Source organism: Pseudomonas sp. FG1 (genome assembly GCF_034313875.1).
Taxonomy (GTDB): domain Bacteria; phylum Pseudomonadota; class Gammaproteobacteria; order Pseudomonadales; family Pseudomonadaceae; genus Aquipseudomonas; species Aquipseudomonas veronii.
This window is the reverse complement of the sequence record NZ_JAVIWP010000001.1, coordinates 6,073,953-6,090,290: the sequence shown is the minus strand read 5'-3', so window position 1 is coordinate 6,090,290 and position 16,338 is coordinate 6,073,953. Positions and strand designations below refer to the sequence as shown.

At 62.3% G+C, this 16,338-nt stretch carries 10 protein-coding genes and 5 pseudogenes; 13 read left to right on the top strand and 2 right to left on the bottom strand.

Features of this window, described 5'->3' with window-relative positions:
* Both RGV59_RS27970 and speB read right to left on the bottom strand, forming a co-directional pair.
* Positions 1-423: a YybH family protein gene (locus tag RGV59_RS27970; RefSeq protein WP_057003843.1), complete on the bottom strand. Its 423-nt coding sequence runs from the start codon at positions 421-423 to the stop codon at positions 1-3.
* Positions 423-1,373, bottom strand: coding sequence for an agmatinase (gene speB, locus RGV59_RS27965; RefSeq protein ID WP_017845302.1), 951 nt, complete (start codon positions 1,371-1,373; stop codon positions 423-425). The genes RGV59_RS27970 and speB overlap by 1 nt, the downstream gene beginning before the upstream one ends.
* A 149-nt stretch (positions 1,374-1,522) precedes the next feature.
* Here speB and RGV59_RS27960 point away from each other — a divergent pair, with 149 nt between their 5' ends.
* From RGV59_RS27960 to RGV59_RS27915, 13 genes and pseudogenes are all read left to right on the top strand, one after another.
* Positions 1,523-2,416, top strand: coding sequence for a LysR family transcriptional regulator (locus RGV59_RS27960; RefSeq protein ID WP_017845303.1), 894 nt, complete (start codon positions 1,523-1,525; stop codon positions 2,414-2,416).
* 6 nt (positions 2,417-2,422) lie between these two features.
* Entirely contained in the window at positions 2,423-3,013 is a 591-nt protein-coding gene (locus tag RGV59_RS27955; protein ID WP_126585480.1) for a tRNA-uridine aminocarboxypropyltransferase, read from the top strand.
* A 71-nt stretch (positions 3,014-3,084) separates the two neighbouring features.
* On the top strand, positions 3,085-8,955 hold the full coding sequence (locus tag RGV59_RS27950) for an NEL-type E3 ubiquitin ligase domain-containing protein (protein ID WP_126585479.1): 5,871 nt from the start codon (positions 3,085-3,087) through the stop codon (positions 8,953-8,955).
* 106 nt (positions 8,956-9,061) lie between these two features.
* Positions 9,062-9,964, top strand: a complete 903-nt coding sequence (gene cysM, locus RGV59_RS27945; RefSeq protein WP_017845306.1) for a cysteine synthase CysM — start codon at positions 9,062-9,064, stop codon at positions 9,962-9,964.
* Entirely contained in the window at positions 9,964-11,316 is a 1,353-nt protein-coding gene (rlmD, locus tag RGV59_RS27940) for a 23S rRNA (uracil(1939)-C(5))-methyltransferase RlmD (RefSeq protein WP_046382479.1), read from the top strand. The genes cysM and rlmD overlap by 1 nt, the downstream gene beginning before the upstream one ends.
* 134 nt (positions 11,317-11,450) lie before the next feature.
* Entirely contained in the window at positions 11,451-13,694 is a 2,244-nt protein-coding gene (gene relA / locus RGV59_RS27935; RefSeq protein WP_017845308.1) for a GTP diphosphokinase, read from the top strand.
* A gap of 232 nt (positions 13,695-13,926) precedes the next feature.
* Positions 13,927-14,046: pseudogene (locus tag RGV59_RS31885) on the top strand (hypothetical protein); the annotation flags it as partial.
* 152 nt (positions 14,047-14,198) lie between these two features.
* Positions 14,199-14,282 (top strand): annotated as a pseudogene (locus tag RGV59_RS27930) (nucleoside triphosphate pyrophosphohydrolase); the annotation flags it as partial.
* Positions 14,275-14,409 (top strand): annotated as a pseudogene (locus RGV59_RS31880) (hypothetical protein); the annotation flags it as partial. The pseudogenes RGV59_RS27930 and RGV59_RS31880, both read left to right, overlap by 8 nt.
* 153 nt (positions 14,410-14,562) lie before the next feature.
* Positions 14,563-14,646 (top strand): annotated as a pseudogene (locus tag RGV59_RS27925) (nucleoside triphosphate pyrophosphohydrolase); the annotation flags it as partial.
* A pseudogene (locus tag RGV59_RS31875) lies at positions 14,639-14,773 on the top strand (hypothetical protein); the annotation flags it as partial. The pseudogenes RGV59_RS27925 and RGV59_RS31875, both read left to right, overlap by 8 nt.
* A gap of 153 nt (positions 14,774-14,926) precedes the next feature.
* Positions 14,927-15,760: a nucleoside triphosphate pyrophosphohydrolase gene (gene mazG / locus RGV59_RS27920; RefSeq protein ID WP_017845309.1), complete on the top strand. Its 834-nt coding sequence runs from the start codon at positions 14,927-14,929 to the stop codon at positions 15,758-15,760.
* A gap of 25 nt (positions 15,761-15,785) precedes the next feature.
* A complete protein-coding gene (locus tag RGV59_RS27915; RefSeq protein ID WP_017845310.1) occupies positions 15,786-16,331 on the top strand; it encodes a DUF2058 domain-containing protein in 546 nt (181 codons plus the stop codon).
* Positions 16,332-16,338 lie beyond the last annotated feature (7 nt).

Genomic DNA, 16,338 nt, shown 5'->3' with positions numbered 1-16,338 from the left:
CTAAGGGGGCGGCAGCCCTTCCGGCATAGCGGACAAATGTTCGTGACAGGCCAGCCACAGGCCTTGTTTTTGTTGTACGTCCAACCCTTGCCGTCTGAAGACAATGGTCTCGCGTTCCTGGCTATTGAATTGCTCCCCGTTCATGCGCAGCTCGGTGGCCACGTCATGCATAAAAATCGCCACATCACCCTGCAGGCTGACAACGGCGTTGCTCGAGACGCAGGACAGCACCTCGAACCCCTCGTCCCGGCGCCAGCTGTCCCACAATGCCTGGTAGGCATCGCGACTGAGCAGAGGCTGGGGCAGGGTGTAGAACACGAAGCTGGCATCGGCGCTGAACGCGCCGAAGTAAGCTTCGCGGTCGTTGCGTGCGAAGGCCGACACTAGGTCGGCCGCCGCTTTCAACACCTCATGGGTGCTCATCAGCGGTGCGCCACGCCGGGCAGTACGCAGAGCATTTCGTACAGCAGGTTGGCGCCCAGCAACGAGGTGTTGCCGGTGGTGTCGTAAGGCGGCGAAACTTCTACCAGATCGCAACCAATCAGGTCGAGGCCCTGGCAGCCACGGATGATTTCGATCGCCTGGATAGTGGTCAGCCCGCCGATTTCCGGAGTGCCGGTGCCGGGCGCCCAGGCCGGGTCGATGCCGTCGATGTCAAAGCTCAGGTACACCGGGCCGCCACCGACTTTTTCGCGCACTTCGGCCATCAACGGCGCGAGGGAGTGGTGCCAGCATTCTTCGGCCTGCACCACGCGAAAGCCTTGCTTGCGGCTCCAGTTGAAGTCTTCGGCGGTGTAGCCCTGGGCGCGCAGGCCGATCTGTACCACGCGGTCGCAATCGAGCAGGCCTTCTTCCACTGCGCGGCGGAAGGTGGTGCCGTGGGCGATCTTCTCGCCGAACATGTGGTCGTTGACGTCGGCATGGGCATCGATGTGGACCAGCCCGACCTTGCCGTGTTTTTTGTGGATCGCCCGCAGGATCGGCAGGGTGATGGTGTGATCGCCGCCCAGGGTCATGGGGATGACGTTGTGTTCGAGGATCTCGTCGTAGGCTTCTTCAATGATCCGCACGGCGTCGAGCAGGTTGAAGGTGTTGATCGCCACGTCGCCGATATCGGCCACCGACAGCGAATCGAACGGCGCGGCACCAGTGGCCATGTTGTACGGGCGGATCATCACCGATTCGGCGCGGATTTCCCGGGGGCCGAAGCGGGTGCCGGCGCGCAGCGAGGTGCCGATGTCCAGCGGCACGCCGATAAAGGCCGCATCCAGGCCCTTGGCCGATTGCAAATGGGGAAGACGCATCATGGTGGCGATGCCGGCGAAGCGCGGCATTTCGTTGCCGCCCAGTGGTTGGTGGAAAATCTTGTCCACGGGATTGCCTCATCGTGTTGTGTTTATTAGCGGCCGATTCTGCGAAAAGCCCGGGGTGGGAAGAATCGGCAGAGGCAAATACTTAGTTCAGATTTTTCTAAACTAATGCCGGCAGGTAGACTACTGCGATCACCTCCCCGGAGCCGACCATGGCCAACGCCTTGCCTGACCTGAAACTCCTGCGCATCTTCGTCAGCGTCGTGCGTCACCAGGGGTTCGCCAATGCGCAGCACGAGCTCAACCTGTCGACCTCGGCGATCAGCACCTATATGAGCCAGCTCGAATCGGCGTTGGGCCTGGTGCTGTGCCACCGTGGCCGGGGCGGGTTCAGCCTGACCAGCAAGGGCGAGTTGTTCCATCAGGAGACTCTGCGGCTACTGGGCGAATTGGAAGGTTTCGAGCAATACGCCGCCGCGCTCAAAGGCGAGCTGCGCGGCACACTCAAGCTCGGCGTGCTCGACTCCACTGTCAGCGACAAGGCCCTGCCGTTCGCCGAGGTGATCGGCGCCTACAGCCTGGAACACCCGGCGGTGCACCTGCATTTGTCGGTGCTGAGCCCTTACGAACTGCAACTGGGTGTGCAGGACAACCGCCTGGACCTGGCCATCGGCGCGTTCTCCAACCGCATGAGCGGGCTGATCTACATGCCGCTGTACCGTGAACAACACTGGTTGTATTGCAGCACCCGGCACCCGCTGTTCAATGAGCGGCGCATCCCCGAACAGGTGATCACCCAGCAGCGCATGGTCGGGCGCGGCTACTGGAGCCAGGCGGAACTGGCGCGCCACGGCTTCAAGCACAGCGCCGCCACCGTGGAAAGTATGGAGGCGCAACTGATCCTGGTGCTGTCCGGCGCCTACATCGGCTACCTGCCCGAACACTACGCCCAGGCCTGGGCCGACAAGGGCGACCTGCGCGTGCTGCTGCCGGCGACCTTCGGCTACCAGGCGCCGTTCTCGATGATCATGCGCCGTGGCCGTAGCCGCGAGCCGCTGATCCAGACGTTTCGCGACTTGCTCAAAACCCAGCTCAACCAGGCCTGAAAAACCATGTCCAGACCCCAGTGTTCCCGTTGCCTGCGGCCCGCCACCCATTGCCTGTGCGCGCTGATCCCCAGCCTCGACAGCCGCACCCGCGTGTTGCTGCTGCAGCACCCGAGCGAGGTCAACCATGCGCTCAATACCGCGCGGTTGGCGGCGTTGGGCTTGAACAATGCGCAGTTGGTGGTGGGCGAGGTATTCGACGATCTGCCGAGCTTGCTGAACCCGCCCGGCTATCAGGCGCGCCTGTTGTTTCCGGCAGACGATGCCCAGCCGCTGCAGGCTTATGGGCCGAGCGACGGGCCGTTGTTGCTGGTGGTCCCCGACGGCACCTGGCGCAAGGCGCGCAAGCTGTTGCACCTCAACCCGCTGCTGGCGGCGCTGCCCAGGGTGACGCTGGCCGCGGGCGCCGTCTCGCGCTACCGGCTGCGCAAGGCGCCGGGCCCCGGCGCCTTGTCGACGGTGGAGGCGATTGTGCAGGCGTTGCAGGTGCTGGAGGCGCCCACTTCTTTCGAGCCGTTACTCAAACCCTTCGATGCGTTGATCGAGGGCCAGATTGCGGCGATGGGGCTGGCGGTTTTCGACAAGAACCACAGCTGATCCATGGCGCTACATAGCTACCTGAGACGCTGACGGCGAGGCGATAGGCTGAGCTTTTCAGGAGCAGAGCCATGAGCGAGCCGATTACCCCCACACCGCAGGACACGCTGAGCGCTTTTATCGCGCAGCAGCGCGCACCCTTGATGGCCGGCCTGGAGTGGTCAGTCCTGCAGGCCCTGGATGGCTTGAGAGCCGAGTTCGACGGCCTTCTCGGCGGGCTCGATCTTGCCGAAAAACGTGAGTACGTGCGCCTGCAAAGGGCCTGGATCGATGCGCAGCACACCATGGAGCAGGGCATCCGCCAACTCACCGAAGCGTTCGAGCTACATGCCCTGGAGTCGTTGCGCAGCGCGTTGATAACCCTGACCGGCCAGTACATCGACCCCAAGGTAGCGAAGATCAATACCCGCTACCTCAAGCACTCCGGTCGCGTCCGGCGCGAATTGAAAGGTGATGAGATCAAGATCTCTAGCGTGACCTTATGGGACGCCGCCTGTATGAACTATGACGGCCTGACCGGCTGGAGCTACCCCGGCCGCACCGGCCTGGCCGATGCCAGTTACCTCGACAGGAACATCAACGCGACCGCCGGCGAATTCATTGCGCTGGTGCGCCGGCTCGATCTCGGCGGGCAACTGCGTCGCCGTCTCGACCAGGCGCTGCAGGCCAACGCCTCGCTGGGCAGCAGCATCATGCGGTTGGCGAATGCCGAGTTTGAGTTCGCCCTCATCGAGGCCTTGAGAAACACCGAAGCCAGCCGCGTCGACCGGGACAAATATCAGCAGGTGAAACGTGCGCTGGCGGGAGAAGCGCGCTGGGAGCGCGTAGAGGAAATGCTGCTTTTCGTGCCCCATGGGACGGACAACATCAGTTGGTTGCCACAATCGATCGGCTTGGTCGGGCATTACGCCGGCCAGCCTCCCGGCGACAGCTTGAGCATTCCCCACATCGTTTTTTCCGTCAGCGGTTGCAAGGGGGCTTTCAGTTTTATCCCGAATCGCCCCGGCGGGTCGCTGCGTCATCATGCCAGCCATCGGCAAGCCTGCGAGGTGTTTCATGCGGAGTTTCATGCGGCCTACCGCGCGGGGCGGGTCGATTGGCTGTATCAGATCATGTGGCTGCGTGACTGTGCGCGGCTCAAGCAAATCGGTAAAACCGCGCAGCCGCGTCGCGACCTTGAGGGGTTGGAAAAACTGGTCGACTGGCTGGCCCGTGTCATTCCGAGCGTCAACATCGTCGATAAAGTCGGCTATGTGCGCAACGTCGTGCAAAAGTCCCCGGCGCTGAGCCTGAACGATTTCTATCGCGAGCGCAGTCGTGCCAATCTGCAGGAATTGGCGCACCAGACGCCCGGTTTCATGCCCACCATGATCGAGCTGTTCCAGACCCTGATCGGTGAAATCCTCGATGTGCTGCTGATCCCGGTGCCGGGGGCGTTAAAAGGGTTGGGGCGGGTGAGGGCGTTTGCGATGTTCATAGCGATGGAGCAAGCGTTGGTCGAAGGGGGGCGGCAGGCGCTGCTCGGCGAGCCTGCCGAATTGCTCCAGGGGTTTGCCGACCTTGCCGATTTACTGATCAGTGGTCGATTGCATACGCGTTTGGGGCGCAGCGTGCTGCGTCGCCATCAGCACTTGTATCAACGCTTGTCCCAGCGCTACAGCGCCGTGCCTGAACACCGGCATCTGTCGAGCCCGCAGGTGCTCGAAAGAATGCTCGGCAGCCAGGACGTATTGCCACGGCAAATCGAGATTTTGCTCGAAACGAGCGCGACCTCGGCACAGACCTTGAACCAGGTATGGGAGGGCGCGCCGGCGTCGGCGTCTTTGGTCGACGCCGTGCATCGGTTGCGCGCCGACCGGCTGATCGATTGGCTGGCCGCAGACGCCGACCCCAGCCGCCCCGCGCCCGTCGACGCGCTGGACGTCATGGCGCCGCTGCTCACTCAGTTGGAGGGTTGGCCGGCGGGAATGTCGTTGAGCATTGAAGACCATCAGGGCCTGGAGGTGCGTCGCTACAATAAGGAGGCAACGCGTGCGACAACGGCAGTGGTTACGCTGACCGCGCTGGAAAATCATGAGTTCGCCTATGCCACGCCGCGCCGCTTCACCGCCCATGTGGCACAGGCCATTGTGGCGTTGGTGCCGGCGCTTGTTTCGGGTGACGCGCAGTTGCTTCGCCAGCAATTGGCGACGAAAGCCAAGGCCTTGAGGAACGATCTGTTTGACGCGCTCACGCGGTTTGCCGACACCTGCCGTGCTGACGCGGTGGGTGCCAGTGCATCGGTACTCAAATTGTTGCCCGAGCGCGTCAGCCCCGACCAGCCCATACCGGCGGTGATTACCCAACTACGGGCCTTGCACCCCGAACTGAGCATGGCGCGGTTGCTCGAGGTGTTGCGCGAACACCCGTTATCGGAGCATCAGCAAACCCAGCTGCTGCAGTCGCAACTGCAACCCGAGGCGCTTTATGACGCATTGCGCGCCGCACGCCTGGTGACGCGCCGCGAAGCCATCGTCGATGGGCTTTTTCATCCGCGCCGATTCGACCGGCAAACCCAGGATTGGGCCGCGCATTTCGCCCACAGCGTGCTGCGCGACGGCAGCGCCCAGGCGTTGCTCGTCAGCCCGGCCACGCAAGCGCTGCCCTATGTTTCGCAGGGGGCACAGGACCGCAGCGTGGTGGTCATTGATCAGGGCCAAGGGCGATTTTCGCCGTATTACCACCGTGAGTCGCGCACCGGCGCCATGCTGAGTGGTGCCAACGGTTTCTATCTGGCGATCATGCGCCAGCTGTCCGACGATGACCGGCGTCTACTCGGCTTGAGCGCGGAGCACAGCGTTGCCGACTTTCGGCGTCAGGTCGCTCGCGCCCTGTTGCGCCATCGTGCGCCGGATGGCGCGTTTTATCCCGACCGGCGCGAGATCGCGCACTACGTCAGTCACGTCGATACCGCCCGTATCGCCGCAGAGCCCGATGCCCTTGGCCTTTACCACCTGGGGGCGGAGCGCTACCTGTGGCTGGACGATGCTTATTTCAAGGTGGCGGAGCAGCCATGGCGCCTATTGCACCCGTCCCTGAACGATGCGTATGCCCCGCTGTTGAGCCACAACGGTGCCGGCGCCTGGCGGCACGAATGGGAAAACCCGCTGACGTGGGACGGCGCCAAGGCGTTCCAGCGCCTGGGGCCGTTTACCCGCGCAGTGCCGGCGGATGCCATTGAGCAGATTCAGCAGATCAGCGGGGTGACAGCGGACGTCCTGCGCCGGATACATCTGCGCAATGAGCGCGCGCCGGCAATCGTGGTGGAGACCGTCGAGCGCTTCATGCGGCATCAACGGATCAACACCGGCGTGGATACGGGGCGGGATTTTTTCGACAGGCTGCTCGGCGAGGTCGGTGTCGAAAGCGCCGAAACGTTGGTGGGGCCGGCGGCGACCACCCGCGCCGAGCAGGTCGCGGTGCTCGAGGCCGAGGTCGCGCGCAACCGGCCTCACATGGAGCGCCTATTTTTCAAGGCGCTGGGCCAAAAACAGCAGCCATCGGGCGATCCATTGGCGCAGGTGCTGCAGCGCGATTTTCCCAGTTTGACGGCGGCACTCGCCGAAGAACTGGTGCGCGACGTCACCGCGCAGGAGCGCCTCAGCCTGCAGGCCGGCCGCATCCCCTTGAGCCTGATGTCGGCCGCGCGTTGGCGGGTGAGCGTCGCGCGCAAGATCAGGGCGCTGGAGGGATTGTATCTGCCGGCTGCAGCGAGTGAAGACACCTCGAGACTGATCCTGCATACATTGCCGGACATCGACGGATGGCCGAACCACCTGCGGGTCGAGGTGTGGGAGCGCGGTCGCCTGATCGATAGCATCGGCCCGGTCGACGGCGCGCTCAGACGGATACTGGAAGCGGTCGACGTGGATTATCAGGCCTACATTCTTCAAGCGAACGGTGAACGGCAACCGACCGGGCGTCCCGGGGCGTTCCTGGCGGTGCTGTTGGACGCATTACCGTCGACTGAACGTGAAGCGCTGCACTACACCCACGATGCGCTGCGCCGGGAGATCGAACAGCGTTCGCAACGCGCCCTCAGCCTGTTCGACCCACAGCGACGCCCCTGGTACGTCCCGCCACGGCGCCTGGCGGATGGGCGCATGGGTTACCCGCTGAGCGGCGGTGATCATTGGGGGCCGGTGGACCGTGAACACGTCGCCAAGCTGCGGCAGCTGTTTCCGGCGAAAACCGATGAGCAGGCCTTCGCGCTGCTCCAGGGCCTGAGTGATTCCGTCCGAGAGCGGGAAAGCGCGATCAACTTCATGTTCAGAGAGCGCGCCGTCTTGAATGCCAACCTTGAACGATGGTGCCGACAGGGTAAGCCCGAGGACTTGCCCGCACAACGTGAGGCGGCTGCGCGCATTCAGCGCTGCTGGGCTAAAGAAGACTCCGTTCGCGGGGTACCGTATGAACTCATCCTGGATGACTTGGCATTAAATGATTTGCCGCCGCTGGGCGCCTATTTCGGTCATGTAAAACTGTTGAGCCTGAAAAACAATCGGCTGGAAACCATTCCAACCAGTTTTTTCAGGTGTTTTCCGCAGCTTCGCTGGGTGTTTTTCAACGGTAATCATCTGCAGCGCCTTCCCGTCGGGTTGGCACAGCTGGGCTATTTATCGCTGCTCAACCTCTCGAATAATCGGCTCAAGCTTCAACTGGGGGACGTAATACTGCTCGCTGAAATGACCAGCCTGGTGACACTGGATTTATCGGTAAACCCACTGAGACTGGGGCAGCGTTTGAAGCTGCATGGGTTGACGAAGTTGCGCGTGCTTAACCTGCGCAATACGCAAATTGAAAGCCTGCCCCTTGGCGCCGCCATCTTGCGATCACTGGAGGTCTTTGATTTGCGTGACAATCGAATATCGATCTTGACCAGCCTCGATTTGTTCATTTACCCAAATGTTCATCGAGCGATGAATTTGCAAGGCAACCCGCTTTCACAGGGCTCCCTGCAAATGATGCGCCGCTACCGTGAGTGGCCGGGGCAGGCGGATATCGATTTTGGCCTGGACGCCCAGCCCGCAGCGGCATCCACGCGCCCCGACACATGGTTGGCGGTGCTGCCTTTCGCTGAAGTTCCCCACTACCAGGCACTTTGGGCGCAACTGCAGCAACGCCCGATGTCTGATCGTTTTTTTGAGTTGCTGGCATGTATCGCGGCCTATCCGTCGCTCATCGCCACCGGCTTTCGGGCGCTGCGAGAAGACCTGACGCGCCGCGTGTGGCAGTTGATCGAGAGTGCAACCCATAACGAGCAACTGGCCGTGATCCTGTTTCAGCACCGCTTCGAGCTCAATCGCGGGGTGGATGGCTGGCTGTTATCACTCAATGCGCTGGAGCTTGAGTTCCTGCCGATCGAACTGCTCGCCCGCGACACGGACGGTGATGCGGCGCCACTCTTGAATTACTTTCGAGCCCTGAAACGGTTGCAGGCCATCGATGAGATGGTGTTGCGTTTCGACCGCCATCAAACGTGGGATGTGGTGAGCAGCATGATCCTTGCCAGCCGCATTGCGTTGGCGCACAGCCTGGATTTACCCCTTGGATTCGAAGAGCGTTTGGCCAGGACACTGGGTGGCCCCAATGCGAACTCAATCACCAGGATGCACGGAATGATCGTGGCCGCCGAAGCTCAGTTCGACTGGCCGGCTTTATTGGTGCAAGCAGAATACTGGCGGCAGTTTCTGGCGCGTAAATACCGATTGCGGTTCGACGCGCGCCTTGGGCAATACGATCGAGAAATGGAGCGTGCGCAGGCGCAAGTCGAAAGCGCGGAGATGAGCGAAGGCGCGTACCTGCTGCTGGTGCGTAAGGTGCAAGCCTTGAGGGCGCACGACGAGGAGCAATTGATTGAGCAACTGACGCGCGAGGAATGGACTCGCTTCGTGACCGGCTGATTGCGTGCTTATGCCTTTAAGCCATAAGCACCGCACTTTGCGTGATATGGCGCGCCAGGCTTTCCCGGTATGATGTTCGCCCCGCAGTCTGGATTGCGAATACGCCATGACCTTGCAGTACCCTACAATCGCCGATTGCGTCGGCAACACGCCCCTGGTCCGCTTGCAACGCATGGCGGGTGAAACCAGCAATACCCTGTTGCTCAAGCTCGAAGGGAACAACCCGGCCGGTTCCGTCAAGGACCGTCCGGCGCTGTCGATGATCACGCGCGCCGAGCTGCGCGGGCAGATCAAGCCGGGCGACACCCTGATCGAAGCCACCTCCGGTAACACCGGGATCGCCCTGGCCATGGCCGCGGCGATCAAGGGTTACAAGATGGTGCTGATCATGCCCGACAATGGCAGCGCCGAGCGCAAGGCCGCGATGACCGCCTACGGTGCCGAATTGGTCCTGGTCAGCCAGGAAGAAGGCATGGAAGGCGCCCGCGACCTCGCCGAGCGCATGGCCGCCGAAGGCCGTGGTCAGGTGCTGGACCAGTTCGCCAACGGCGACAATCCCGAGGCGCACTACACCACCACCGGCCCGGAAATCTGGCGCCAGACCCAGGGCACGATTACCCATTTCGTCAGCTCCATGGGCACCACCGGCACCATCATGGGCAACTCGCGCTACCTCAAGGAGCAGAACCCGGCGATCCAGATCGTCGGCCTGCAACCGATGGAAGGCGCGTCGATCCCCGGGATTCGCCGCTGGCCCGAAGAGTATTTGCCGAAGATCTACAACGCCACGCGCGTGGATCGCATCATCGACATGGCCCAGCGTGAAGCCGAAGACACCACGCGCCGCCTGGCCCGTGAAGAAGGCATCTTCTGCGGTGTGTCCTCCGGCGGCGCCGTGGCCGGCATGTTGCGATTGTCCAAGGAAGTGGAAAACGCGGTGATCGTCGCGATCATCTGTGACCGTGGCGACCGTTACTTGTCGACCGGCATTTTCGACGAACCCAACTGATGGCCAAGCATGAGAGAGGCCTGCGCTTCCAGCCGACGGGCGGCAGCCGCACCCCACAGATTCCGGTGGGCAAGAAGCAACGCCTGACCATCGAGCGCCTGGCCAATGACGGCCGTGGCATCGTGTTCTTTGAAGGCCGCACCTGGTTCGTCAACGGTGCGCTGGCCGGTGAAGAGGTCGAAGCGCGGGTATTGGGCGCCCACGGCAAAGTGGTCGAGGCGCGCACCGAGCGTGTGTTCAAGCCCAGCGAACTGCGGCGCCCGGCGCCGTGCGCGCACTTCGGTCGTTGCGGCGGTTGCAGCGTGCAGCACCTGCCCCATGCTGAACAACTTGCCCTGAAACAGCGCATGCTCGCCGAGCAACTGTCGCGTGTGGCAGGGGTCGAACCGCAGGCGTGGGCGGCACCGTTGAGTGGCCCGGAGCTGGGCTATCGGCGTCGCGCCCGCGTGGCGGTGCGCTGGGACGCCAAGGCCAAGACCCTGGAAGTGGGCTTTCGCGCCGTGGCCAGCCAGGACATCGTCGCCATCGACGATTGCCCGGTGCTGGTACAGGCCTTGCAACCGATCATGCAGCGCTTGCCCAACATGCTGCGGCGCTTGAGCAAACCGCAGGCATTGGGGCATGTGGAGCTGTTCAGCGGGTCGTCCATCGCCGTATTGCTGCGCCATATGGCGCCGTTGTCCGACGCCGATCTGCTGATCCTCAAAGAATTCTGCGCCTTCCATGAGGCCCAGTTGTGGCTGCATGGCGAGGGCCAGCCGGAGCCGGTCGAGCCTGACCAGGCCCTGGGTTATCGGTTGGAGCCGTGGGCTCTGGAGCTGGCGTATCGGCCGGGCGATTTTGTCCAGGTCAACGCCGGGGTCAACGCGGCGATGGTGGCCCAGGCCCTCGAATGGCTGGCGCCGCAAGCCGATGAGCGCGTGCTGGACCTGTTTTGCGGGCTGGGCAACTTCGCCCTGCCACTTGCGCGCCAGGTGCGCGAAGTGGTCGCGGTGGAAGGCGTGCAGGCCATGGTCGAGCGTGCGGCGCTGAATGCCGTCAGCAATAATTTGCATAATGTGCAGTTTTTTCAGGCTGATTTGTCCCAGTCGTTGACTGACGCGGAATGGGCCAAACAGGGCTTTTCTGCGGTACTCTTGGACCCACCTCGCGACGGTGCCCTGGAGGTTGTGCGCAAGCTCGCCAGCCTGGGGGCCAAGCGCCTGGTGTACGTGTCCTGCAATCCGGCGACGCTGGCGCGGGACACGGTTGAGTTGGTCAAGCAGGGTTACCGGCTAAAACGTGCCGGGATCCTCGACATGTTTCCGCAAACCGCGCATGTCGAGGCGATGGCGTTATTTGAGGCGGGCTAGGATGCCCGTTTAATCCGACTGGCCTGCATTCTCCTGGGCCGTGACCTGCCAGGGAGTGTGTGAGCTTTAGTGATAAAGCAGGTCAGCGATGATTTTTGGCGCATCGAAGGTGCGTCGTAGGGAAGGTAAGCAAGATGGTACAGGTGAGAGCACACCAGCCGATCAACACCGACGGCAGTATCAATCTCGAGGCATGGCTGGATCATGCCATCAGTGTCGACCCGGCACTGGACCGTGAAGCCTTGAAAGCAGCCTGCGAGTTCGCTCGTGAGTCTGAACAGCAAGACAATGCGGCCAAGAACCTGTGGGCCGAAGGCACTTCGAGCTTTCGCACCGGCTTGGAAATCGCTGAGATCCTCGCCGATCTCAAGCTCGACCAGGATTCGCTGATCGCTGCCGTGCTCTATCGCGGCGTGCGTGAAGGGCATATCCCGTTGGCCACCGTGGGCCAGCGCTTCGGCTCCGTGGTGGCCAAGCTGATCGACGGCGTGCTGCGCATGGCCGCCATCAGCGCCAGCCTCAGCCCGCGCCAGTCCATGGTGCTGGGCACCCAGGGCCAGGTGGAAAACCTGCGCAAGATGCTGGTGGCGATGGTCGACGACGTGCGCGTCGCCTTGATCAAGCTGGCCGAACGCACCTGCGCGATCCGAGCGGTGAAAACCGCCGACGACGAAAAGCGCAACCGCGTGGCCCGCGAAGTCTTCGACATCTATGCACCGCTGGCGCACCGCCTGGGTATCGGCCATATCAAGTGGGAGCTGGAGGACTTGTCCTTCCGCTACCTCGAACCCGACCAATACAAACAGATCGCCACGCTGCTGCATGAGCGCCGGCTCGACCGCGAGCGTTTCATCACCGACGTGATGGGCCAGCTGCGCGCCGAGTTGCAGGCTACCGGCGTCGACGCCGACATCAGTGGCCGCGCCAAGCACATCTATTCGATCTGGCGCAAAATGCAGCGCAAGGGCCTGGCCTTCAGCCAGATCTACGACGTGCGCGCCGTGCGCGTGCTGGTGCCGGAAATGCGCGACTGCTACACCGCGCTCGGTATCGTCCACACCCTGTGGCGGCACATCCCCAAGGAGTTCGACGACTACATCGCCAACCCCAAGGAAAACGGCTATCGCTCGCTGCACACTGCGGTGATCGGCCCCGAGGGCAAGGTGTTGGAAGTGCAGATCCGCACCCACGCCATGCACGAAGAGGCGGAGTTGGGGGTGTGCGCGCACTGGCGCTACAAGGGCACCGACGTCAAGGCCGGGTCCAACCAGTACGAAGAGAAGATCTCCTGGCTGCGCCAAGTGCTGGAGTGGCACGAAGAACTCGGCGACATCGGCGGCCTGGCCGAACAACTGCGGGTGGATATCGAGCCGGACCGGGTCTACATCTTCACCCCCGACGGCCACGCCATCGACCTGCCGAAGGGCGCCACGCCGCTGGACTTCGCCTACCGCGTACACACCGAGATCGGCCACAACTGCCGGGGCGCCAAGATCAACGGGCGTATCGTGCCGCTCAACTACAGCCTGCAGACCGGCGAGCAGGTCGAGATCATCACCAGCAAGCACGGTACGCCGAGCCGCGACTGGCTGAACCCGAACCTGGGTTACATCACCACCTCGCGGGCGCGGGCGAAGATCGTCCACTGGTTCAAGTTGCAGGCGCGCGACCAGAACGTCGCCGCCGGCAAAAGCCTGCTCGAACGCGAACTGGCGCGCCTGGGCCTGCCTCAGGTGGACTTCGACAAGCTGGCCGAAAAGGCCAACATGAAGATCGCCGAAGACATGTTCGCCGCCCTCGGTGCCGGCGACCTGCGCCTGGCGCAACTGGTCAACCTGGCCCAGCAACTGGTGGAGCCGGAACGCGGCAACGAACAGCTGGAACTGATCCCGCGCAAAGCCACCGGCTACAAGCCCGGCAAGCGTGGCGATATCCAGATCCAGGGCGTCGGCAACCTGATGACGCAAATGGCCGGTTGCTGCCAGCCGCTGCCGGGCGACGCCATCGTCGGCTACATCACCCAGGGCCGTGGCGTGAGCATTCACCGCCAGGACTGCGCCTCGGTGCTGCAACTGGGCGGGCGCGAGCCGGAGCGGATCATCCAGGTCAGCTGGGGCCCGGTGCCGGTGCTCACCTATCCGGTGGACATCATCATCCGTGCCTACGACCGTTCCGGTCTGCTGCGCGACGTGTCGCAAGTGCTGCTCAACGAGCGGATCAACGTGCTGGCCGTCAACACCCGCTCGAACAAGGAGGACAACACCGCGTTGATGTCCCTGACCATCGAGATTCCGGGGCTGGACGCGTTGGGGCGGTTGCTGGGGCGGATTTCCCAGTTGCCGAACATCATCGAGACGCGGCGCAACCGTACCCCATGATTAGCGGGATGAATGCAGTCTGAAAGGTGGGAGGGGGCTTGCCCCCGAAAGCGGAGTGTCAGGTACCAGATTCTTGGTTGATCCACCGCAATCGGGGGCAAGCCCCCTCCCACAGTTGATCGGCGGTGTTCATACCTGATCGGGAATAGAAAGATGTATTCACTTGAAGACCTGCTGCACCTGATGAATCGCCTGCGCGACCCGCAATACGGGTGCCCGTGGGACATCAAGCAACACCGCGTTGATGTCCCTGACCATCGAGATTCCGGGGCTGGACGCGTTGGGGCGGTTGCTGGGGCGGATTTCCCAGTTGCCGAACATCATCGAGACGCGGCGCAACCGTACCCCATGAGCATCTGGATGAATGCAGGCTGAATGTGGGAGGGGGCTTGCCCCCGAAAGCGGAGTGTCAGGTACCAGATTCTTGGTTGATCCACCGCAATCGGGGGCAAGCCCCCTCCCACAGTTGATCGGCGGTGTTCATACCTGATCGGAAATAGAATGATGTATTCACTTGAAGACCTGCTGCACCTGATGAATCGCCTGCGCGACCCGCAATACGGGTGCCCGTGGGACATCAAGCAAACAGGAGGACAACACCGCGTTGATGTTCCTGACCATCGAGATTCCGGGGCTGGACGCGTTGGGGCGGTTGCTGGGGCGGAATTCCCAGTTGCCGAACATCATCGAGACGCGGCGCAACCGTACCCCATGAGCATCTGGATGAACACAGTCTGAAAGGTGGGAGGGGGCTTGCCCCCGAAAGCGGAGTGTCAGGTACCAGATTCTTGGTTGATCCACCGCAATCGGGGGCAAGCCCCCTCCCACAGTTGATCGGCGGTGTTCATACCTGATCGGGAATAGAATGATGTATTCACTTGAAGACCTGCTGCACCTGATGAATCGCCTGCGCGACCCGCAATACGGGTGCCCGTGGGACATCAAGCAAACAGGAGGACAACACCGCGTTGATGTCCCAGACCATCGAGATTCCGGGGCTGGACGCGTTGGGGCGGTTGCTGGGGCGGATTTCCCAGTTGCCGAACATCATCGAGACGCGGCGCAACCGTACCCCATGAGCATCTGGATGAACACAGTCTGAAAGGTGGGAGGGGGCTTGCCCCCGAAAGCGGAGTGTCAGGTACCAGATTCTTGGTTGATCCACCGCAATCGGGGGCAAGCCCCCTCCCACAGTTGATCGGCGGTGTTCATACCTGATCGGGAATAGAAAGATGTATTCACTTGAAGACCTGCTGCACCTGATGAATCGCCTGCGCGACCCGCAATACGGGTGCCCGTGGGACATCAAGCAAACCTACGCGAGCATCGTCCCGCACACCCTGGAAGAGGCCTACGAAGTCGCCGACGCCATCGAGCGCGGCGACTTCGATCACCTGCAAGGCGAGTTGGGCGACCTGTTGTTCCAGGTGGTGTATTACAGCCAGCTGGCACAGGAAGAAGGGCGCTTCGAGTTCGCCGGGGTGATCGACAGCATTACCCGCAAGCTGATTCGACGTCATCCCCATGTGTTCCCCACCGGCGATCTGTACGCGCCGCTGGATATCCCGCAGTTGAGCGAAGAGCAGGTCAAGACGCGTTGGGAGCAGATCAAGGCCGAGGAGCGCGCGGAAAAGTCCGACGCCCCCGAGCAACTGTCCCTGCTCGACGATGTGCCCACCGCCTTGCCGTCGCTGTCCCGTGCCGCCAAATTGCAGAAGCGCGCCAGCCAGGTCGGTTTCGACTGGCCCGCTGCGTTGCCGGTGGTGGATAACGTGCGCGAAGAGCTGGATGAAGTACTCGAAGCCATGGCCGATAACGATGCAGTGGCCATCGCCGATGAGGTCGGTGACCTGCTGTTTGCCGCGGTCAACCTGGCCCGTCACCTCAAGGTCGACCCGGAAACCGCCTTGCGCGGTGCCAATGCCAAATTCGAGCGACGTTTCCGATTTATCGAACAGGCATTGCGCGATACGCGTCAATCCATGGAAGATTGCACCCTCGAAGAGTTGGACGCCCTGTGGGGCGAAGCCAAACGCCAGGAAAAGAACGTGTCCAGCTGCGGTTGAGCAGTTGCCTAAGTGAGTAAGCACCATGAGCCTTTCCCTTCGCGACCAGTTGCTCAAAGCAGGTCTGGTCAACCAAAAGCAGGCCAAGCAGGTCGGCAAAGAGAAACAGAAACATCAACGTCTGGTCCACAAAGGCCAGGCCGAGGCCGATGACACCCAGGCACGCCTGGCCCAGGAAGCCATGGCCGAGAAGGTCAAGCGCGACCAGGAGCTGAACCGCCAGCAGCAGGAGAAAGCCGAGGCCAAGGCCCGCACGGCCCAGGTCAAGCAACTGATCGAGACCTCGCGCCTGCCCAAGCTGACCACCGAGGACTACTACAACTTCGTGGATGACAAGAAGGTCAAGCGCCTGTCGGTCAACACGCTGATGCGCAACAAGCTGAGCAACGGCTCCCTGGCGATCGTGCATCACGCCGGCGGTTACGAGGTGATCCCGCGCGAAGCGGCGCTGAAGATCCAGGAGCGCGCACCGGAGCGTATCGTCCAGCTCAATATCCTCACCGAAAGCCAGGTGCCGGATGAGGATGATCCTTACGCCGCCTACCAGATCCCGGATGATCTGATGTGGTAAGGCTGTA